This is a genomic window from Calidithermus chliarophilus DSM 9957, assembly GCF_000430045.1.
Taxonomy (GTDB): Bacteria; Deinococcota; Deinococci; order Deinococcales; family Thermaceae; genus Calidithermus; species Calidithermus chliarophilus.
This window is the reverse complement of record NZ_KE387023.1, coordinates 2,485,925-2,505,972: the sequence shown is the minus strand read 5'-3', so window position 1 is coordinate 2,505,972 and position 20,048 is coordinate 2,485,925. Positions and strand designations below refer to the sequence as shown.

23 protein-coding genes are annotated in these 20,048 nt (G+C 67.8%); 14 read left to right on the top strand and 9 right to left on the bottom strand.

Annotation, left to right across the window (positions count from 1 at the left end; translation table 11 throughout):
- Positions 1-190, top strand: a 190-nt coding sequence (locus MEICH_RS29365; RefSeq protein ID WP_036218535.1) for a hypothetical protein, incomplete at its 5' end; no start/stop codon positions are given.
- Between the two features lie 161 nt (positions 191-351).
- Positions 352-747 (top strand): hypothetical protein, encoded by a 396-nt coding sequence (locus tag MEICH_RS0112145; RefSeq protein WP_027892843.1) that lies wholly within the window; start codon positions 352-354, stop codon positions 745-747.
- Between the two features lie 30 nt (positions 748-777).
- Here MEICH_RS0112145 and mnmA read toward each other — a convergent pair whose 3' ends face one another.
- The gene (gene mnmA / locus MEICH_RS0112140; protein ID WP_027892842.1) at positions 778-1,878 is read right to left on the bottom strand and encodes a tRNA 2-thiouridine(34) synthase MnmA; all 1,101 of its coding nucleotides are present in this window, start codon (positions 1,876-1,878) and stop codon (positions 778-780) included.
- Between the two features lie 246 nt (positions 1,879-2,124).
- Entirely contained in the window at positions 2,125-2,964 is an 840-nt protein-coding gene (locus MEICH_RS0112135) for a DUF1385 domain-containing protein (protein WP_245587677.1), read from the bottom strand.
- 231 nt (positions 2,965-3,195) lie between these two features.
- Between MEICH_RS0112135 and MEICH_RS0112130 the strand changes: the two genes are divergently transcribed.
- The gene (locus MEICH_RS0112130; protein WP_027892840.1) at positions 3,196-4,662 is read left to right on the top strand and encodes a leucyl aminopeptidase; all 1,467 of its coding nucleotides are present in this window, start codon (positions 3,196-3,198) and stop codon (positions 4,660-4,662) included.
- A 412-nt stretch (positions 4,663-5,074) separates the two neighbouring features.
- Here MEICH_RS0112130 and MEICH_RS0112125 read toward each other — a convergent pair whose 3' ends face one another.
- Positions 5,075-5,515 (bottom strand): Fur family transcriptional regulator, encoded by a 441-nt coding sequence (locus tag MEICH_RS0112125; protein WP_027892839.1) that lies wholly within the window; start codon positions 5,513-5,515, stop codon positions 5,075-5,077.
- Positions 5,516-5,753: 238 nt separating this feature from the next.
- Between MEICH_RS0112125 and MEICH_RS0112120 the strand changes: the two genes are divergently transcribed.
- The 3 genes from MEICH_RS0112120 to MEICH_RS0112110 all read left to right on the top strand — a co-directional run bounded on the left by MEICH_RS0112120 (position 5,754) and on the right by MEICH_RS0112110 (position 6,655).
- Entirely contained in the window at positions 5,754-6,017 is a 264-nt protein-coding gene (locus MEICH_RS0112120) for a septum formation initiator family protein (RefSeq protein ID WP_027892838.1), read from the top strand.
- Entirely contained in the window at positions 6,007-6,276 is a 270-nt protein-coding gene (locus MEICH_RS0112115; RefSeq protein ID WP_027892837.1) for a hypothetical protein, read from the top strand. The genes MEICH_RS0112120 and MEICH_RS0112115 overlap by 11 nt, the downstream gene beginning before the upstream one ends.
- A 109-nt stretch (positions 6,277-6,385) precedes the next feature.
- A complete protein-coding gene (locus MEICH_RS0112110; protein WP_027892836.1) occupies positions 6,386-6,655 on the top strand; it encodes a hypothetical protein in 270 nt (89 codons plus the stop codon).
- Positions 6,656-6,707: 52 nt separating this feature from the next.
- Here MEICH_RS0112110 and MEICH_RS0112105 read toward each other — a convergent pair whose 3' ends face one another.
- A complete protein-coding gene (locus MEICH_RS0112105) occupies positions 6,708-8,069 on the bottom strand; it encodes a cation:proton antiporter domain-containing protein (protein WP_027892835.1) in 1,362 nt (453 codons plus the stop codon).
- Between the two features lie 61 nt (positions 8,070-8,130).
- The gene (locus MEICH_RS0112100) at positions 8,131-8,487 is read right to left on the bottom strand and encodes a GNAT family N-acetyltransferase (RefSeq protein ID WP_338025488.1); all 357 of its coding nucleotides are present in this window, start codon (positions 8,485-8,487) and stop codon (positions 8,131-8,133) included.
- 50 nt (positions 8,488-8,537) lie between these two features.
- Here MEICH_RS0112100 and MEICH_RS0112095 point away from each other — a divergent pair, with 50 nt between their 5' ends.
- Positions 8,538-9,602 carry an alpha/beta hydrolase gene (locus tag MEICH_RS0112095; RefSeq protein ID WP_027892833.1) on the top strand — a complete coding sequence of 355 codons (1,065 nt, stop codon included), beginning with the start codon at positions 8,538-8,540 and terminating at the stop codon, positions 9,600-9,602.
- Between the two features lie 220 nt (positions 9,603-9,822).
- On the opposite strand, the gene MEICH_RS0112090 is transcribed toward MEICH_RS0112095, so the two are convergent.
- On the bottom strand, positions 9,823-10,302 hold the full coding sequence (locus MEICH_RS0112090; protein ID WP_027892832.1) for a phosphoribosyltransferase: 480 nt from the start codon (positions 10,300-10,302) through the stop codon (positions 9,823-9,825).
- Positions 10,303-10,372: 70 nt separating this feature from the next.
- Positions 10,373-11,599 (bottom strand): aspartate kinase, encoded by a 1,227-nt coding sequence (locus MEICH_RS0112085; protein WP_027892831.1) that lies wholly within the window; start codon positions 11,597-11,599, stop codon positions 10,373-10,375.
- A 204-nt stretch (positions 11,600-11,803) separates the two neighbouring features.
- On the opposite strand from MEICH_RS0112085, the gene MEICH_RS0112080 reads away from it, so the two are divergent.
- Genes MEICH_RS0112080 through MEICH_RS0112070 form a run of 3 tightly spaced genes read left to right on the top strand, consistent with a single transcriptional unit; the run spans position 11,804 to position 13,427 of the window.
- The gene (locus MEICH_RS0112080; RefSeq protein WP_027892830.1) at positions 11,804-12,136 is read left to right on the top strand and encodes a cupin domain-containing protein; all 333 of its coding nucleotides are present in this window, start codon (positions 11,804-11,806) and stop codon (positions 12,134-12,136) included.
- Positions 12,137-12,154: 18 nt separating this feature from the next.
- Positions 12,155-12,637, top strand: a complete 483-nt coding sequence (locus MEICH_RS0112075) for a DinB family protein (RefSeq protein ID WP_027892829.1) — start codon at positions 12,155-12,157, stop codon at positions 12,635-12,637.
- Positions 12,638-12,656: 19 nt separating this feature from the next.
- A complete protein-coding gene (locus tag MEICH_RS0112070) occupies positions 12,657-13,427 on the top strand; it encodes an enoyl-CoA hydratase-related protein (RefSeq protein WP_084542288.1) in 771 nt (256 codons plus the stop codon).
- On the opposite strand, the gene MEICH_RS0112065 is transcribed toward MEICH_RS0112070, so the two are convergent.
- A complete protein-coding gene (locus MEICH_RS0112065; RefSeq protein WP_027892827.1) occupies positions 13,414-14,211 on the bottom strand; it encodes a hypothetical protein in 798 nt (265 codons plus the stop codon). The genes MEICH_RS0112070 and MEICH_RS0112065 overlap by 14 nt on opposite strands.
- A gap of 75 nt (positions 14,212-14,286) precedes the next feature.
- Here MEICH_RS0112065 and ruvA point away from each other — a divergent pair, with 75 nt between their 5' ends.
- The 4 genes from ruvA to MEICH_RS0112045 all read left to right on the top strand — a co-directional run bounded on the left by ruvA (position 14,287) and on the right by MEICH_RS0112045 (position 18,092).
- Positions 14,287-14,868, top strand: coding sequence for a Holliday junction branch migration protein RuvA (gene ruvA / locus MEICH_RS0112060; RefSeq protein WP_027892826.1), 582 nt, complete (start codon positions 14,287-14,289; stop codon positions 14,866-14,868).
- Between the two features lie 426 nt (positions 14,869-15,294).
- Positions 15,295-16,818, top strand: coding sequence for a glycine--tRNA ligase (locus MEICH_RS0112055; protein WP_027892825.1), 1,524 nt, complete (start codon positions 15,295-15,297; stop codon positions 16,816-16,818).
- A gap of 318 nt (positions 16,819-17,136) precedes the next feature.
- The gene (locus MEICH_RS0112050; RefSeq protein WP_027892824.1) at positions 17,137-17,820 is read left to right on the top strand and encodes a hypothetical protein; all 684 of its coding nucleotides are present in this window, start codon (positions 17,137-17,139) and stop codon (positions 17,818-17,820) included.
- Positions 17,821-17,822: 2 nt separating this feature from the next.
- Entirely contained in the window at positions 17,823-18,092 is a 270-nt protein-coding gene (locus MEICH_RS0112045; protein ID WP_027892823.1) for an NADH-quinone oxidoreductase subunit NuoE family protein, read from the top strand.
- 61 nt (positions 18,093-18,153) lie between these two features.
- Here the strand turns inward: MEICH_RS0112045 and MEICH_RS24860 are convergent, their stop codons facing one another.
- Positions 18,154-19,917 carry a galactose oxidase early set domain-containing protein gene (locus tag MEICH_RS24860; protein ID WP_084542287.1) on the bottom strand — a complete coding sequence of 588 codons (1,764 nt, stop codon included), beginning with the start codon at positions 19,915-19,917 and terminating at the stop codon, positions 18,154-18,156.
- Positions 19,918-20,048: the final 131 nt, after the last annotated feature.

Genomic DNA, 20,048 nt, shown 5'->3' with positions numbered 1-20,048 from the left:
CGGTCACCTCAACGACGCCACCTACGGCTCACGCATCCTCACCGTCTACGTCACGTACCAGCAGGCCAACGGCAACGCCTTCTGGGAGGCCATCAGGAACGTGACCCTCAACGACGGCCGGCAGGCACGCGACGTAATCCGGCCCCTGGGGGGACACACCACCCACTTCCACTGGATCGTCTCGGAGTAATACCAGATTCGGTTAGTTCGGCGCCGGATGGCGGCGAACTAACCCGACCGAAGGGAGTGCTCTAGGATTCAAAAAGATAGCCTCTGGGGGTCTTTGGTTTGGATGATTATCTTTTTGAATCCGGTATAAGTGCCTCCAAGGTATGTTCGTGGCGGTCTGCGATGAAGAGACTTCTGGCGCTGTGGGTGCTGGGTTCTCTGGCCCAGGGGGAAGGGCCTGGCCGGGTCAGCCGGGCGGTGCTCTCGGCCAGCAGGGGGGGCTCAGACGCCAGGGCGTTCCCCGCGAGCCTCGAGAAGCTCTGGTTGCGGCTGGAGCTCGAGGGAGTCCCCCCAGACACCCCGCTCACCTGCGCTTTTCTGGCCGAGAAGGCCCAGGCAGTCCCGCCGGAGCGCGAGCTCGAGCGGGCGAGGCTCGAGGTAGGCGGCCTGATCAACCGCGTGACCTACAAGCTGAGCCGGCCCCCACAGGGCTGGTCGCCAGGGGTCTACCGGGTGGAGGTGTACCTGGGAGGTGGCCAGGCCCCCACGTTGCAAATCCGTTTCCAGATCGTGCTTTGAGGGCCGCCGGCGGCTGTACGGCGTATCGCGTCAGCCCGCCGCCAGGACGCCGGCCTGGCGGGCCTCGAGCTGGTTGTGCAGGGGCCGGGCGATGAACCCGCCGCCCAGCAGGCGGTTTCCCCGGTAGAGCACCATGCTCTGCCCCGGCGTCACGGCGAACTGGGGCTCGGCGAGCCGCACCCGCATGCGCCCGCCCTCGAGCAGCTCGACCGTGCCCGGCACGGGCTTGGTGCGGTAGCGCACCTGCACCTCCAGGGCCTCGGGCAGCTCGCCGGGCCCCACGAGCAGGTTGACCTCTCTCGCCTCGAGGCCCCCCCACAAGCAGGCCTCGCGCGGCCCCACGATCACCTCGTTGGTGGCGGTGTTGACCCGCACCACGTAGCGCTCGAGGTGGGTCTTGAAGAGCCCCAGCCCCTTCTTCTGGCCCACCGTGTAGAACTGCGCCCCGTGGTGCTCCCCGATCACCTGGCCGGTCTCGAGGTCCACCAGGGGCCCCGGACGCGCGGTGAGGTGCCCGGCCAGGAAGTCCTTGAGGTCGCCCTGCACGAAGCAGATGTTCTGGCTCTCGGGCTTCTTGGCGGTGGGCAGCCCGAAACGCTCGGCCAGCGCCCGCACCTGGGGCTTCTCCATGTGCCCCACCGGGAAGAGCATGTGCGGGATGGCCTCCTTGGGCGTGCCCCACAGGAAGTAGGTCTGGTCCTTGCGCGGGTCGCCCCGCAGCAGGGCATTGCCCTCGCGGATGACGTAGTGCCCGGTCGCCACGTAGTCGCAGCCCAGCATGCGGGCCTTCTTCAACAGCGAGTCGAACTTGACGCGGGTGTTGCAGTTGACGCAGGGGTTGGGCGTCTCCCCCGCCTGGTAGCCCGCGATGAAAGGGTCGATGATCTTCTGCTGGAACTCCTCGCGGTAATCGAGGAGGTAGAAGGGCACGCCCACGATGTCGGCCACCCGGCGGGCCTCGTAGGCCGCGTCGGGCGAGCAGCAGGTCTCGAAGCAGTCGTCCTTCTTGTTGTCGGGCCAGAAGCGCATCATAGCCCCGACCACCTCGTAGCCCTGCTCCTTGAGCAACGCCGCCGAGACCGAGGAGTCTACCCCCCCGGACATCGCCACGAGCACGCGCCCCTTACTCACAAGGATTAAGTGTACCCGATGGCTTTAGGAAGTGGGGCACACTTCCAATACGTCGGTAGCTGATGGTCGATAGTCGATAGCCAAAAGCGAAAAGCGTATGGCTTGTGGCGTGTGGCTCGTGGTTTGTCGAGAGTCGAGGGCCAAAGCCTCTCGCGTTTTGCGTCTCGCGTTTTGCGTTTTGCGTCTCGCGTCTCGTGTACGACGTAGGACGTACGACGCGCGTCGAGCTATCGGCTATCGACCACCTCACGCCACCGGCACCGCCTCCGGCTTCTTCTCCCCGATAGCCGCCTTGGTGCTCTCGATCGCCACCTCGATCATGTCGTCGGTGGGCTCTTTCACGGTGAGCATCTGGAAGCGGAAGCCAAAGCCCCGCAGCAGGCGGGAGAAGGGGTCGTTGTGGTTGGCGGTGAAGCGCAGCAGCTCGAAGGCCAAGCCGGCCACGATGGGCAGGAACAGCACGCGGGCCCCCAACCGCCAGGCCAGGTTCTCCTGACCGGGCAACACGCTGTAGACCACGATGCTCGCGAGGATCACGAAGGCGATGAAGGTGGTGCCGCAGCGGGGGTGGTAGGCGGGCTGGGCCCGCACGTTCTCGACGGTGAGGGGCAGGTTCTGCTCGTAGGCCGCGATGGCCTTGTGCTCGGCGCCGTGGTACATGAAAAAGCGCTGGATGTCGGGCAGGCGGCCGATAAAGAGCAGATAACCCACCAGGATGCAGGCCTTGAAGACCCCGGCGAGGGCGTTGTACCACACCGGGTACTTGGCCGCGTCGATGAGGAAGCCCGACAGCAGGCCCGGGAGCACGATGAAGAAGAGGATGCCGATGGCGGCCGAGACCGCCATGGTGGTGTAGAGCGCGCCCTTGGAGAGCTGTTCCTCCTCCTCCCCGGCGAGCTGGGCGCTGCGCGAGAGCGAACGGTAGGACACCGACATCGCGTCGAAGAGGGCCACGACCCCGCGCAAGAGGGGCAGGCGGGCCCAGGCGTACTTCTTCGACAGCGCGACCTCCTCGTGGCGCTCGGTGTGGATCTGGCCGTTGGGCAGACGCACCGCCAGCGCCCAGGCGTCGGGGGACTTCATCATCACGCCCTCGAGCGCCGCGCTCCCCCCCAGGGCGTTCTTGGGGTTGGCCTGCGCCTGGAAAGCGGCGGCGAAACGGGTCCAAAAGCTCACGACTGACCCGTGCAGGGCAGGTCTGGGGAGCGCGAAACGCGGTTGAGTCCTCATCCGTTCGATTATACGCGGCCGAAGTTGAGGAAAAGGACAGGAAATTCTCAGCTTTCTCTCAAAATCGCCGTGGTATGCTCGCCAGGTATGGAAATTACAGTTAAATCCGCCCGCAGGTATGTGGACGAGATTCCTGCCCCTTTAGCAATCGCCGGGTACTGGGGTGGTGAGCTCACCGAGGAGGCCCGCAAGCTGGATCAGAAGAGCGGGGGGCAACTCAGCCGAGTGCTTGATGAACTAAAGTACAAGGGCGATTTCGGCGAAACCCTGTTGCTGCCGGTGGGGGAGCAATTCGTCTTGTTGTTCGGGCTCGGCCGCAAACGCGGGGTAAGCCTCGAGACCGTGCGCAAAGCGGGGGCGCGGCTGGTGCACGAGGTCACGCGGCTGGGCTTCAAGGAGGCCGTGGCCGAAACCTTCCTGGCCGAGAAGTTCGGCAAGAAGCAGGCGAGCTACGCCCTGGCCGAGGGGGCGTTGCTGGGCGCGTATGAGTTCAAGAAGTATAAATCCGATCCGGAAGTGAAGAAACTCCGCCTTTGGCTGGCGCGCTCCTCCGGGCCCGCCGTAGACCGCGCCGAGATCGTGGCCGAGGCGGTCAATTACGCCCGCGACCTCATCAACGAGCCGCCCAACGTGCTCACCCCGGCCGAGCTGGGCGAGCGGGCCAAGGAGCTCGGGCGCGAGGCGGGCCTCGAGGTCGAGGTCTGGGACGAGCGCCAGATCCAGCAGGCGGGGATGGGGGCCTTCTACGGTGTGGCCCAGGGCTCGCTCAACCCCCCGCGCTTCATCCAGATGGTCTACCGGCCCCAGGGCAAGCCCTCGAGGGTCGTCGCCCTCGTCGGCAAGGGCATGACCTTCGACACCGGCGGCTACTCGCTCAAGCCCAACGAGTCGATGCTGACGATGAAGTGCGACATGGCCGGGGCCGCCGCAGTGCTGGGCACCATGCGGGCCGTCGCCCGCCTCCAGCCCGGCGTCGAGGTGCGCGCCTATGTGGCCGCCGCCGAGAACATGATCTCGGGCGGGGCTTTCCGCGTGAGCGACGTGCTCAAGAGCCTCTCGGGCAAGACCGTCGAGGTGCTCAACACCGACGCCGAGGGCCGCCTCACCCTGGCCGACGCCATCACCCACGCCGACCGCGAGGGCGCGGAGGCCATCGTCGAGCTCTCCACCCTCACCGGGGCCTGCGTGATCGCCCTGGGCGACAAGGTCGCGGGGATGTTCAGCACCGACGCGCGGCTGGGCCGCGAGGTGCAGGAGGCGGCCGAGCGGGCCGGGGAGAAGGTCTGGCCCATGCCGCTGGAGGAGGAGTACCGCGAGATGATCGCCTCCACCACCGCCGACCTCAAGAACGTGCACGGGCGCAGCCGCTACGGCGGGGCCATCGTGGCGGGGCTGTTCCTCGCGGAGTTCACCGAGAAGCCGCTGGTGCACCTCGACATCGCCGGGCCCGCCTACACCGAGCGCCCCCACGCGCTGGGGCCGGCCGGGGGCGTGGGCTTCGGGGTACGGACCCTCGTCGAACTGCTCAGCCCTAACCCGCTGGGCGAGGAATGAGGCTCGAGCGGTGAGGTGTTGACCCCCGGCAGAGCGGGCGGAGCGGCTAGGCCTCAACGAGGTGGACCGGGCATTCCTGGTCACGTTTCCCACAAACACCCGCCGATCCCGGTGCAGGGCCGTAGGCCCCCGGCGATGCCGGGACTCAAGCGGGTGTTTTACCCCGGCTATGCGGGTATTCGTGGGAAACGCTCTGATACCAGATTCGGTTAGTTCGTCACCGAACGGTGACGAACTAACCCGACCGAAGGGAGTGCTCTAGGATTCAAAAAGATAGCCTCCAGGGTTCTGGGTTGGATGATTATCTTTTTGAATCCGGTATGAGGGCCCCTGCGGGGATGCGGGGAACGGGAACCTGAATAAAAAAACAGCAGGGCCGCAGAATGCTGCGGCCCCACCGGGCACCGTGTTCTTACTGGCAGTTGGGGCACACGCCGCGCAGCTCGAGGCGTGCGTCTTCCACGAACCAGCCCGTGCGCGACTCGACCGCCTTCTTCACCGGCTCGGGGTCGAACTCGGGCAGGTCCTTGGCGAGCAGGTCTTCGATGGTGCCGCACTGCACACAGAACAGGTGGTGGTGCTTCTCGGTGAAACCGTCATAGCGGGTGTTGCCCTGTTGATCCTTGAACTCCCACAGCAAGCCCGCGTCGCGCAGCACCTGGAGGTTGAGGTACACGGTGGACAGGCCGATCGCGTACCCCTTCTTCTTCAGGCTCTGGTACAGCTCTTCAGGGGTGGGGTGGGCGTTTTTCTTGTCCAAGAAGGACAGGATACGCTCACGCGGCATGGTGTGGCGCAGCCCCACCGTCTTCAACCGACTGCGGAAAGTATCTCGTTCTTTAGTCCTCGCCATTTGTCGTCCCTCCCTTTGGGTGCCAATCTGAGTATAATCCAGTTTGCCGCAAAATGTATGTTCGAGAGCGTTTTAGCGCCCTCGACGGCTCGAACTCGGAATCGGGTCAGAAGGCGGGTTTGGAGCGGTTTGCGGAAGGGGCAGTTGGACGAGGAGCATAGTTTTACAGTCCTGCAGACGGGTCCGTAGCGTACCCCGGCCGTGAAACACCCCCAGCCCGCGATATACTGAAAACACCGTGGAGCGACCCGTCTACCGAGTTCTTCACCTCATTTTCGCCCTGGGTTCTTTGCATTTGTTGGGTCTGGTCGGCCTCGAGGCCAAGCGATTCATCGACCTGCGCCACGAGCGCGCGCTGACCCAGACCCAGATCGCCAGCCTCAAGGACCGCGCCGCCGCTCTACAGGCCGACATCGCCGCCGCGCAGACCCGCGAATACCGCGAAGCCATGGTGCGCCGCATGGGTTATGTCAAGAAGGACGAGGTCCTTAATGCTCGATAGCCTTGCCGAGCGATTCCTGGAAGACGAGGCGCTTTCGGAGGGCCTGACCGACCAGCAGGCCCACGAGCTCGTCGACTGGCTGATCTCCATCGCCCAGGAGCTGGGCGAACCCGCCTACGTCCCCCAGCTTCAGCAGATCGGGCGGGAGATCGCCAAGATCTCGCGGGATTATGGCGTCCCCGTCGAAACCCTGATCGAGCTCGTGGAAATGGCCTGGGAAGACCCCGACGCGCCCCCCGGCCCGATGATGCGGGCCTGAAAAACGCAGCGAGCCCCCGCCCTTCGTGAGAACGCCGCGCTACAGGCGTTAACGGAAGGGTTGTGATTTTATAACGCTCAGATAACGCCGGGCGCGGTAGGCTTGGGCCATGGTAGGGGAAGTCGCTCGACACCGCGCGCGCAAGCTGATGTGCCTGGGGGTTCTGGCCCTGGGGCTCTCGGCCACCGCGCTCATGCCGAGCCCTTCCAACCTGGCCCCCACGCCCAGCCTCGAGCAGCGCGGCTCGAGCTGGCGCCCCAAGGCCAACCACCGCGGCGTTTCGCTGCGTAACTTGCTGCTGCCGGAACCGCTGGCGACGGCCACCCTCAGCGCAGCCCCCCGCCTGCCGGTCTTCAACCAGGAACGCCCCAGGGCGTGAGCGAAAGGGCAGGTCACCCGCCGATGCCGACGGGTGACCGTTTGGGAAGCGGTCAATCCGGCTGCGGCTCGGGGCTGGCCTCGAGGCTCCGGTGGTACCAGTTGAGCAAGGGGGTCGAGGAGACGCCGTGGAGCACGATGCTGGCGGCCACCACGGTGACCGCCAGGCCCGTCACGTCCACGGCGCGGCTGCGGCCCACGCCCTCCCCGATGGCGTAGCCCAGGTAGTACAGCGTGCCGATGCCGCGGATGCCGAACCAGCCCATCAGCAAGCGCTGGCGGGCGGTGGTGGGCGTGCCCAGCAGGCCGACCCAGACGGCGAGCGGGCGGATCAGGAAGAACAACAACCCGGCCAGTACCAGCCCCCGCCAGTCCCAGTCCACGCTCGCCAGCACCCCGACGAGGATGATGGTGAAGGTGGCGAGGAGGCGCTCCAAGGTCTGCCCGAAGGTCAGCACCTCGTGGACCACTGCCCCTGAGGCCACGGCGGGCTGGCGGATCATCTCCTCGGTCATGGGGTGGCGCACCAACTGCTCGGCGGGCTGGCGCTCGAGGTCCACCGCCGCGGGCGCGGGCGGCACGGCGTCGGGCGGGTTGCGCCGCACGGTCTGCACCTCCGCCTGGCGCAACCCCACCCCGGCCGCGAACACCGCCAAAAAGCCCCAGGCGTGGATGAACTCGGCCCCCGCGTAGGCCAGGGCGATGAGGGCCAGGGCCAGGAAGTCGCCGGAGCTGGCGCTGGCGTTGCGGCTGCGCAGGTAGAAGGCGAAGCGGCCCACGCCCCAGCCCATCAGCCCGCCCAGCAGCAGCCCGGCCGGGACCGCCCACAGCAGCCGCTCGAGCGCCCACTCCCCCACCCAGCCGCCCAACTGCCCCTGGTGCTCGATGAGCAGCAACGCGAAGACCACGAAGGGGAAGGCGGTGCCGTCGTTGAGCCCGGCCTCGCCGGAGAGCCCGTAGCGCAGGCGGTCGCGGTCGCTGGCGTCCTCCACCGCGACCTCGGAGGCCAGCACGGGGTCGGTAGGGGCCAGCACCGCCCCCAGCAGCAGCGCCGCCGCCGGGGTCAGGCCCAGCAGGTAGTGCCCCGCCAGCGCCACGCCCGCGATGCACAGCAGCATCACCGGGCCCGCCAGGCGGTAAGCCGCGGCCCAGGCCCTGTGGCGCAGGGGCAGGCGCAGCTTGAGCCCGCCCACGAAGAGCGAGACGATCACCACCACCTCGGTGAGGCGCTCGAGCCAGTTGGAGGTGGCGATGGTGTTGAGGTCGAGCAGCCCTAGCCCCAGCGGACCGATGCCCACCCCGATGAGCAGGAAGATGACGCCGCTCGAGATGGGCAGGGGCCTGAGGTAGGCCGCAGCCAGTGCGACCACGAGAAGGACTAAGCCGATGAGGGCAACCCAGTCGATGAAGGCCATCGTCACCGGCCCAGGCTACCGGCCCAAGCTGAGGCCCCCCTGGGGGTGCCGGGGCCCGGCCCTACAACCCGAAGATCCGCCGGTGGGGCGGGTTGACGAGCCCGATGTACTCCGGGTGCCGCCGGATGAAGGCCGAGACGAAGGGGCACATGGGGATGGCGTAGAGCCCCCTCGAGCGCACGTCGTCGAGGGCGTAGCGGATGAGCTTGCTGCCGATGCCCTGGCCCTCCACCGACTCGTCCACCTCGGTGTGGGTGAACATGACGGCGCCGTTGAGCGGGCGGTACTCGGCGAAGCCCACCACCTTTCCCCCCACCCGGGCTTCGTAGCGGCTTTGGGCGGGGTTGTCGCTGAGCTCGAGGGCGGCGGTGTCCATTGGGCCATTGTCCCATCCCAGCCAGTAACAACTCTGTAACAAGGCTCCGGTAGGATTGGGCGAAGTCAACTCAAACGACGAAGGAGAGCACCATGGGTTCTATTCCTACGCTCGAGGGCATCGAATCCCGCACGGTCCAGACCTCCCGGCTCCGGCAGCACGTCCTGCTGAGCGGCCCCGCCGACGGCACCCCGGTGCTTTTGATCCACGGCAACGCCTCCTCCTCGACCTACTGGGAGGAGACCATGCTGGCCCTGCCGCGGGGCTACCGGGCCATCGCCCCCGACCTGCGCGGCTACGGCGACACCGAGGACAGGCTCATCGACGCCACCCGCGGCTGCATGGACTGGGTGGACGACCTCCTGAGCCTCATGGACACGCTGGGCATCGCGAAGTTCCACGTCGCCGGGCACAGCCTGGGCGGCAGCGTGATCTGGGCCATGATGGCCGCCGCGCCCGAGCGCCTGCTGAGCGTGACGGTGTTCTGCCCCGGCTCCCCCTTCGGCTTCGGGGGCACCAAGGACCTCCAGGGCACCCCCTGCGCCCCCGACTTCGCCGGCTCGGGCGGGGGCATCGTCAACCCCGAGTTCGCCCGGCTGATGGGGGAAAAGTACCGCGGCACCGAGCACCAGGCCTCCCCCCGCACCGTCATGAACAGCTTCTACTGGAAGCCGCCCTTCCGCCACCCCCGCGAGGAGGAATTGCTCTCGGGCCTGCTCTCCGAGCGGGTCGGGCCCGACAAGTACCCCGGCGACCTCGAGCCCTCCCCCCACTGGCCGGGCGTGGCCCCCGGCAAGCTCGGGCCCGCCAACGCCATCTCGCCCAAGTACGTCGGGGATACGGTGGAGCGGATGCTCGCCGCCGACCCCAAGCCCCCCGTCCTCTGGGTGCGTGGCGCCGAGGACCAGATCGTGGGCGACTTCAGCCTCTTCAACATGGGCACCCTGGGCAAGCTCGGCGTGGTCCCCGGCTGGCCGGGCGACGAGGTACACCCGCCCCAGCCCATGGTGGGCCAGACCCGGTGGGTGCTCGAGCGCTACGCCGCTGGCGGCGGCTACTTCCGCGAGGAGGTCATCGCGGATACAGGGCACTCCCCGCACATGGAGAAGCCCGAGGTGGTGGACCCGCTGTTCCACGCGCACCTGGAGGGGGCTTGATAGCCGATAGCCGATAGCTGATAGCCGATAGCCAAACGCTAAACGCGAAACGCCCTTTCTTCACCCCCCTTAGCAAGGGGGGCCGAGGGCCGAGGCGTCTTGCGTTTTGCGTATTGCGTATTGCGTCTTGCGTACGGCGTAGGACGTACGACGTACGACCCGCGCCCGGCGTCCGGCTATCGGCTATGGGCTATCAGCTATCCGCTATGAGCTATCCCCTTCACGCCGACGCCGAAGACCATACCTGCGTCGGGTCCCACGGGTACACGATCCACCCGTCGGTCTCCTGGGCGCAGATGTCGGGGCCGTCGCCGGGGAAGTGGCTGTGGGTGGGCTTGTAGTGCAGGGTGCAGAGGGTGGGCTTGCCCCCGGCCTGGCGCACGCGCTCGCGCACGGCCACGGCGGTCTTGCCCGAGTCCCACACGTCGTCCACCACCAGGATGCGCTTGCCCACCAGCAGCGCGTCGCTGGGGAACTGCAGGAAGACGGGCTGGTCTAGGGTTTCGCCCACGTCGGTGTAGAACATCACGGCTGCGGTGAGCACGTTGCGCAGGTCGAGGGCCTCGCTGATGAGGCAAGCGGGGACCATGCCGCCGCGGGTCACGCAGAGGATGGCGTCGTAGTCGTCGCGGTTGAGCCGTGCGAGCAGCTTGGAGACCAGGCTGCTGATGTCGCTCCAGGTCAGGTAGTGCTTCTCCATATGCCCCATAACCTAACACAGCAGGGCAAAGGGCAGGCTCTGGGCCTGCCCTCATGAGCGGCGCCGGGCTTCAGGCGCTGACGGGCTTGTCGAGCTCGAAGGCGGTGTGGACGGCCCGCACGGCGGCCTCGGCGAACTGGGCAGGGATGATCACCGAGATCTTGACCTCGCTGGTGGCGATCATCTCGATGTTGGCGCCCACGCTCGAGATCGCGTTGAACATGCGGGCGGGGATGCCGGGGGTGGAGGCCAGGGCCACGCCGACGATGGAGATTTTGGCGACGTCGCGGCGCAGGCGGGCCTCCCCGCCGATCTCGGCGAGGACGGGCTCGAGGGCGTCCATGGCGTCGTCGGCGAAGTCGTGGTTGACCGTGAAGGCCATCTGCTGGCGCGAGGCGTCGTGGCCGGGCACGCCCTGGATGATCATGTCCACGGCGACCCCGGCGCGGGCTAAGGCTTCGAAGACCCGGCTGGCGATGCCGGGACGGTCGGGGATGCCGACCAGGCCGATCTGGGCGATCTCGTCGTCGAGGGCGACCCCGGTGACCGGGCGTTCGAGTTCCATTCCGTCCTCCGTAACGATGGTTCCTGGGTTGTAGGAAAAGCTGCTGCGCACGTGGATGCGCACGCCGTAGCGCTTGCCGTAGTAGACCGAGCGGGGGTGCAGCACCCGCGCCCCCAGCGCGGCCATCTCGAGCATCTGGTCGTAGCCGATCTTGGCGAGCTTCTGGGCCTCGGGGATGAGGTGGGGGTCGGTGGTGTAGACGCCCTCGGTGTCGGTGAAGATCTCGCACTCGTGGGCGCCCAAGGCCGCCGCGATGGCGACGGCGGTGGTGTCGGAGCCGCCGCGCCCCAGCGTGGTGAGCTCGCCGTCGGGGGTCACGCCCATGAAGCCCGCGATCACCGCCACCTCGCCGCGCTCGAGGGCCTCCTGGATCAGGCGGGGCTCGACCTTGAGGATGCGGGCGTCGCCGTAGCGGCCGTCGGTGGTGATGCCCACCTGGCCCTGGGTGAAGCCCCGGGCCGGGATGCCCATCGCGTTGAGCTGCATCGACAGCAGCGCCACCGACTGCTGCTCCCCGATGGTGGTGAGCATGTCGAGCTCGCGCTGCGGCGGCCGGACGTTGACCCGCTTGGCCAGGGCGATGAGCTCGTCGGTCATGCGGCCCATGGCCGAGACCACCACCGCCAGGCGGTGGCCCTTCTCCCGGTAGTGCTGGATGCGCTGCGCGACCTTGTGGATGCGGTCGAGGTCGCCCACGCTGGTACCGCCGTATTTCTGTACGACCAACGCCATAATCCGGTGAATCCTATCATGTTTGGTACACCAAAACCAAGCGGGTTCGGGGGCCCATACCGTACCCGTCGCCAATTTTGCGCCCTCCGCAGGCTCCCCGGCAGACCCCGCCGGCGGGCTTTGGGCGGCTGTGGCGTGAGTTTATGGGAGGGTCTGATCCCAAGTTGTCCCGCAGACGCTTATACTCCGTGCAAAGGAGCGAACATGAGCGTTTTCCCCGAATGGTTCAAGGCGTTCAAGCAGGTCACCCTCTGGCCGGGGATGGACATGCCCGTGATCTCCGGGCACAACGGCCAGATCGGCTTCGGCCAGGTGCACGAGGACACCGAGGTGCCCGAGCACGCCCACGACGGGCAGTGGGGGGTGGTGCTCGAGGGCCGCGTGGAGTTCGTCATCGGCGGCGAGCGCAGGGTGTTCACCAAGGGCGACTACTACCACATCCCCGCCGGGGTGCCCCACAGCGCCCGGCTGGCCGCCGGGACCGCGTTCATCGACGTTTGGGAGGGCCAGCGCTTCAGCGAAGACCGCATGAAGTAGCAACTCGAAGGGGCTCGCATGGCCGACCCGCGCATCTCGATGCTCCTGACCCTACTCGAGCAGGCCTACGACCGGCCCACCTGGCACGGGCCCAACCTGCGCAGCTCGCTGCGGGGCCTCACGCCGGAGGAAGCCCTCTGGCGCCCCGCCGAAGGGCGGCACTGCGCCTGGGAGTACGCGCTGCACTGCGCCTACTGGAAGTTCATGGCCACGCGCCACCTCACCGGCGAGCTCGAGCGGGGAAAGTTCCCCCGCAAGCCCGCCAACTTCCCCGCCGTCCCCGCCGAGCCCACGGCCGAGGCCTGGAAGGCCGACCTCGAGCTCCTCCACGCCTGCCACCTCGAGCTGTGCGCCGCCGTCGAGCGGCTCGAGCCGCGACGGCTCGACGAGAAGTCCGGGCGCTGGACCCTCGCCGAACACGCCTTCGGCGCGGCCAACCACGACGTCTATCACGCCGGTCAGGTCCGCCTGCTGCGGCGGCTGATGGGCAAAGACCGCTAAATTTCCGCAAGGAGTCGCTATGAGCGTGCTGTTATCCGAACTCGACCAAGGAGTCCTGACCCTCACCCTCAACCGGCCCGAGGCCATCAACGCCTTCAACACTGCGATGCTCCAGGGCCTCGCCCAGGCCATGCGCGACGCCGCCGAGAACCCCGAGGTGCGCGTGGTGGTCGTCCGAGGCGCCGGGCGCGGCTTCTGCTCGGGCCAGGACCTGCGCGAATTCGAGGGCAAGACCATCTCCTACAAGGCCCACCTCAAGAACTACGCCGGGGCCATCGCGGGCATCGCCACCCTCGACAAGCCCGTGATCGCCGCCGTCCACGGGGCCGCCGCCGGGGCCGGGCTCTCGCTGGCCCTGGCCTGCGACCTGCGCATCGCCGCCTCCGACGCCGTGCTCACCACCGGCTTCAGCCGCATCGCCCTCATCCCCGACGCCGGGATGAGCTACCACCTCCCCCGCATCGTGGGGCAGGCCAAAGCCTTCGAGCTCATGGCCCTCTCCCCCCGCCTGAACGCGGAGCAGGCCCTCGAGCTCGGCCTCGTCAACCGGGTCGTCAGCGTCGAGAGCTTCGATGAAGAGGTGCATAAGCTCGCGCTCGAGCTCGCCCAGGGCCCCACCCGCACCTTCGGCCTCATCAAGCAGGCCCTGCGCAAGAGCGCGACCTCGAGCCTGGAGGAGATGCTCGACGTGGAGGCCGAACTGCAGGACCTGGCCGGCCTGACCGAGGACCACAAGGAGGGCGTGACGGCCTTCTACGAGAAGCGCGCGCCCAAGTTCAAAGGTCGTTGAGGACGCTCCAGCCGAACACCGCTACCGGCCGCGCCTTCCGCGGCCGGTAGGCGCAGAGGTCGGCTAAATAGGCGGCCTCGGCCATCGCCTGGAGGGTGAGCGTGCCCCGCCAGGGGACTTTGGGCAGTTCCCACAAGGAGTACGCCAGCGGGGCCTCGCCCTCGCTGTGGAGAAGCCTCCAGCCCGCCTCGCGGAGCTGCGCGTTGAAGTGCTCGAGCACCGCCCCGGGGATCACCGCGCCGGTCAGCTCGGCTTGGCTACTGGCGAAGTCGCCTCCTCCCCCGCCGCCTCGAGTGGACATCCGGACCCCGGCGGGCGCCACCAAGGTGGGGAGCAGTGAGCGCAAGAGGTTCGGGTGATTCGCCCCCTGCAGCATCCGCTCGACGTGCTCGGCGTCCACGGAACTCAGGCTCAGGCGCACGTCGCTCCCCTGCCCGGTCGGCCCCACCTGCAGTTGGAGCTGCAGGCTCTCGGCTGCGTGGACCCAGAGTGAGGGTAAGCCGCCGGCGAGGCCGACGAAGCCGCCGCGGGGCAACAGGGCAGCTTCCCAACCGTTGATCTCCAGCAGGGCCAGGTACTCCGCGTGAAATTCGCTCGGGGACCGCGGCACGTCGAAGACCAACTGCAACCCGGTCCCGGCCTGCACGTAGCCGCCAAAGAGGTGACCCTGTGGCAACGGCACCACCGCGGGAAGGCCTTGGGGCAGCCGGTCGAGGAGCCGGACCTCTGTGCCAGGGCCGCCGAACAGCCGCTCGACCCACGCAAGCTGTGCTGGTTCCAACATGCTCGAGAATACCTCCGCCGCAGGCGCTTTTGCTGAGTGCAAGGTGGCAGCTCACGACCGGGTAAACTATTCGCCGTGATCCGCTACCTCAAAGGCACCGTCCTGCGCAAAACCTCCAACACCGCCGTGCTGCTGGTGGGGGGCGTCGGCCTCGAGGCGGGCTGCCCCTTCTCCACCCTGGCCGAGCTCACCGAGGGCCAGGAGGCCGTGCTGCACACCAAGCTGGTGGTGCGCGAGGACGACCTCTCCCTCTACGGCTTCGCCGACGAGCGCTCGCTCGAGCTCTTCGAACTGCTGCTGGGCGTCTCGGGCGTGGGCCCAAAGGTGGCGCTCAACATGCTCTCCAGCCTCACCCCCTCCCTGCTGGCTCGAGCCCTCGCCGAGGGCGACCTGCGCCTCCTCACCGGCGCCCAGGGCGTGGGCAAGAAGCTGGCCGAGCGCATCGCCCTCGACCTGCGCGGCAAGGTCCCCGCCCACCTGATGGGCGAGGGCGGCCCCATCCGTCAGAACCGCGGCGTGGAAGAAGCCGAACTCGCCCTCGTCACGCTGGGCTTCCGCGAGAGCCAGGTACGCGGCGTCGTAGCCGACATCGTGCAGAAAAACCCCGAGGCCAACACCCAGGAGATCATCAAGCTGGCGCTCAAGGCACTGCGGTAGGAGGTCGAGGGTCGAGGGCCGAGGCGTCTTGCGTATTGCGTTTGGCGTACGACGTACGCCGTACGACCTAAAACGCACGACCCGCACCCGGCTACCGACGCCAAATTGACGACCCGGCGCCCGGTGCTGCATCATGAGGGGGCGTTGTCCGCAGGAGTACCGTGGACACCCGCCCACAGCGAGTTGGGGACGGTGAAAGCCCAGCGGCAGGGGCCACGGGAAGGGCGGCGGAGGCAGTCGACGCAACGACTCAGAGGGCTCGAGGGGGTTCCCTCGAGAACTGGGGTGGAACCGCGAGTAGTGACCCAACTATTCGTCCCCAGGCATTATGCCGGGGGCGTTTTTTTGTTCCCCGGTGGTCGGGCCGAGCCCCCGAAGCAGGCCTCGTCTTGCGTCGGGCGTCTAGCGCGACCGAAAGGAGCTTCTATGCCTGCTGAAACGATGGACGAACTGGTTTCCCTGTGCAAGCGCCGTGGCTTCATCTTCCCCGGCTCCGACATCTACGGGGGCCTGCAGGGCACCTACGACTACGGCCCGCTGGGGGTCGAGCTCAAGAACAACCTCAAGGCGGCGTGGTGGAAGGCCAACGTCTACGAACGCGACGACATGGAAGGCCTCGACGCCAGCATCCTCACCCACCGGCTGGTGCTGCGCTACTCCGGCCACGAGGCCACCTTCTCCGACCCGCTCGTCGATAACCGCGTCTCCAAGAAGCGCTACCGTCTCGACCACCTGCTCAAGGACCAGAAGCCCGGCGTGGCCGAAGCCGTGGCCCAGGCCCTGGGGCTGCCCGACGCCTCCAACATGAGCGCGCTGGTGGCCGCGCTGATGGCCGACCCCGAGAAGGCCGCCGAGGCCATGAAGGCGGCCAAGGTGATCGACCCCGCCGACGGGGCCCCCGGCGACTGGACGCCGCCGCGCCCGTTCAACATGATGTTCAAGACCACCATCGGGCCCATTGCCGACGAGGATTCCTACGGCTACCTGCGGCCCGAGACCGCGCAGGGCATCTTCGTCAACTTCAAGAACGTCCTCGACTCCACCGCCCGCCGCCTGCCCTTCGGCGTGGCCCAGATCGGCAAGGCCTTCCGCAACGAGATCACCCCGCGCAACTTCATCTTCCGGGTGCGCGAGTTCGAGCAGATGGAGATCGAGTTCTTCGTCAAGCCCGGCACCGACGAGGAGTGGCACGAGAAGTGGCTCGAGGCGAGGCTGCAGTGGTGGGAGGCCCAGGGCATCCCGCGCTCGCAGATCCAGGTGCTCGACGTGCCCAAGGAAGACTTGGCCCACTACTCCAAGCGCACCTTCGACCTGATGTACAACTTCCCCACCCTGGGCTTCGAGGAGATCGAGGGCATCGCCAACCGCTCCGACTACGACCTGGGCTCGCACACCAAGGCCCAGGGCGAGTTGAACATCCAGGCCAAGGTCATGGACAACCCCGACTCCACCGCCAAGCTGGCCGTGCAGGACCCCGAGACCAAGTCCTGGTTCGTGCCCTACGTGATCGAACCCTCGGCCGGGGTGGACCGCGGCGTGCTGGCCGTGCTCAGCGAGGCCTACACCCGCGAGCAGCTCGAGGGCGGCGAGGAGCGCATCGTGCTCAAGCTCAAGCCGCACCTGGCCCCCATCAAGGTCGCGGTGATCCCCCTGGCGAAGAACAAGGAGGAGATCACCTCCTACGCCAGGGAGCTCAAGGCCCGGCTGCAGGCGCTGGGCATGGGGCGGGTGCTCTACGAGGACACCGGCAACATCGGCAAGGCCTACCGCCGCCACGACGAGGTGGGCACCCCCTTCTGCGTCACGGTGGACTACGACACCATCGGCAAGAGCCAGGACGGCAGCACCACCCTGCAGGACACCGTGACCGTGCGCGACCGCGACACCATGATGCAGGAGCGGGTCCACGTCAAGGACCTGGCGCAGTACCTGCTCGAGCGGCTGCGCTGAAGGGCCGGGCGCGGGTCGTACGTCGAACGCCGATAGCTGATAGCCGATAGCTGAACGCTGGAAGACGTCGATAGTCGATGGTCGATAGCCGAACGCCGGACGCGGGTCGTACTCCTGGGTCGTACGTCCTACGTCGTACGCAAGACGCCTTGTTCCCCCCTTAGCAAGGGGGGCTAGGGGGGATAAACCCTCCCCGCGCGCGGGGAGGGAAGGGGTGGGGTTACCACAAGCCGCGGGCCTTTCGCTGACGGCTTATAGCTTGTCGCTTACCGCTTTCCGCTCACCCGCACCCGTGGCGGTTGTGGGAGAATCCTCGAGATGAAACAGCTCCTCCCGCTCGCTCTGGCGCTCGTGGCCCTGCTGGGCCTGGCGCAGGACAACGTGAACAAAGACCCCGCCTACTGGCTCGAGCTCGGCCTCAAGGCCAACGGCGGCGACGCGCTCAGAAACCTCAAGACGCTGAGCTACACGCTCGAGTACAAGCCTCCCTTCACCGACAAGACCAACGTCATCAAGGTCTACCTCGACTTCGTCAACCTGCGCAGCCGGCTCGAGATCGACGGGGCGGTGCGGGTCAACAGCAAGGAGCGCTCGTTCACCAAGCGCGGCGAGCAGGTGCAGGAGGGCATTTACAGCACCCAGCCGGGCAACTTCATGTGGGACATCCTCTTCAACGAGTGGCCGGGGCTGCGCTTCGGCAAGGAGCGCGACGAGGCCAGCTACGTGATGAACGTGACGTACAAGGGCAAGCGCTACCACCAGGTGCTCACCAAGACCAAGGGCGTGAGCCAGGGCTTCATGTTCTTCGACGACGGCACCGTCGCCGGCTACTTCACGCCTAAGCAGAGCACCATCACCTTCGACAAGACCGAGGTGGTGGGCGGAATCACCGTGCCCGTGAAGGCCACCGAGTTCCGCGAGGGCTTCCCCTACGCCGACCTCGTGTACAAGGACTACCAGATCAACCCGGCCCTCAGCCCCGACCTCTTCAGCAAGCCCTGACGATGCGCCTGGAGATCTGCACCGGCTGCCACGCCAGAACCGGCTCGGAGGAGAGCTTCAACGCCTGGGTGAAGCTGCTGGAGGAGCGCTTCGGCATCGGCTACTTCGGCGGGGCGGGGAGGGGCCTCGAGGTGGAGTTCGTCGCCTGCCTCTCGCACTGCGACCAGGGCTTCTCGGTGGCGGTGGAGGGCGACGTGGTCGTGCTCGACGACCCCGCCGACTTCGCGGCGCTGGCACAGCGGCTCGAGCGCCTGACCCGCGCGAAGGTCTGAAGCGGAGATGGGGCCGTAGGGGCGGGTCTCGTGCCCGCCCTCTCCCCACGGGCCACCGGGGCTACTCGAGCCGCGCGATCTCCCCCACCGAGGGCACGCCCCGCCCGTCGAGGATGAAGAGGAGGTAGAAGCCGGGCGGGGCCAGGTTGGGGCTGGCGGGGGCCCGGACCTCGAGGGTAGCGCTCCCCTTGCCCTCGAGGGTCAGCTTCATGAAGCGCTGGTTCATGTTGAAGCCGTGGGTGGCGGCCCCCAGGGCGACGAGGCTGACCGAGGCGATCGAGGGGGCGTCGGGGGACTGGAGGGTGAAGCGCTGGCCGTAGCCCAGGGTGCGGGGCGCGCCCGTGAGGCTGGGGCGGCGGGCATAGCGGCCGGAGCCGTCGGGCTCGAAGAGGTAGGGCGGGTAGTAGATCTCGTAGTTGGGGTGGTTGACGCCGCAGCCCTCGCCGCAGCCTCCCCCGCCTGCGGTCCAGACGGTGCCGTCGGGCAGCAGCAGCGCCGTGGAGTGGTAGTTGCGCGGCACGCTGGCCCTGGCCCCCGGCGCCCAGGCGTTGCTCTGGGGGTCCCAGATCTCGCTGTCGTAAACGGTGGCCTCGTCGCTGAACTTCTCGCCGTCGTTGCCGCCGTTGACGAAGACCCGCCCGTCGGCCAGGAGGGTGGCGTCGAAGTGGGTGCGGCCGAAGCGCATCGAGGGGCCGGGGCGCACCCCGGGTTCGCCGTCCGCGCTGACGTCCAGGAGGGTGGTGGTGGCGTCCGGCCCTCCCCCGCCGATCACCAGGATCTTGCCCGCCTGGTACATGACGGCGCTGCCGTACCAGCGGTTCTTGCCGTCGCGGGGGTAGCCCTCGCCCCAGGCCCCCTGGCCGGCGGGCTCGAGGAAGCGCAGGCGGTTGCTCGAGCCCGCGTGGAACACCCGCCCCGTCGGGGTGACGAACATCCAGGGGTACCAGTGGTTGAGGTCCCAGGTGTCGGTGCGGGCGTTGCTCAACAGGCGCAGCGTGCCGTCGCGCTGGAGCACCTCGGGGGCGGGGTTGTCCTTGCCCTGGGCGTCGCTGCCGCCGGTGATGAGGACCTCCTCGTTGGGCAGGAGGGTGAGGGTGGGGTACCAGCGCCCGGCGGCCATGTCGGGGCCGCGGGCCCAGGCGCCGCGGGCGGGGTCGTAGTAGTTGGTGTGGTCGCTGCCGTTGGTGCCCCCCAGGTTGCCGCCCGCCGCGAAGAGCCGCCCGTCGCTGAGCACCACGTGCCCTACGCACAGCAGGTCGGTGGTGCTGTTGTTGGCAGGGCGGTGCTCGAGCGTGCGGGGGTTCCACAGGTCCACCCGGGTGCCGGTGTGGTAGATCGGGTCGGTGTTGTCGCGGTGGTTGCCGATGGCGTCCTGGCTGTACCACGACATCAGCGTGCCGTCGGGCAGGAGCACGGCGTGCGTCGCCACCAGGGGCCAGCTCCGCGCCGTGCCGAACACGCCCTCGAGGTGGGCCCTCGGCGTGGGCTTGGGCGGGGTGATCACCGCCCCCGACTCGGCCCAGCCGCTCGCGCCGCCCCAGTTGAGCGCGCGCACCCGGTAGCTGTAGCGCTGGTCGGCGGCCACGGTGGAGTCTACGTAGGCGGTGGCGGCGCCCTGCGCGAGCGGTTCGTACGCGCCCCCCGCCGTGCTGCGCTCGATCTCGTAGGCGCGGGCGTGGGCCGCGGCCGGCCAGCTCAGGCGAACCTGGCGCTCGGAGAGGGTTATGGCCTCGAGGACGGCGGGCTTGGCGGGCGCGGGGTCGGGCCCGGCACAGGCGGCCAGCACGACAGCGAGCCCCAGCAGGATCATTTTCCCCGGATTCATTGTCCTCCCAAGCTCAGGTGAAGCGGCATCGAGGGTAAATCCTGCCCGAAAAAGCTGAGCCGCACCTGAACAGCCTACCCTGCGGCGACCCTCGAAAGCTTACAGACAATCTTATACCGGATTCAAAAAGA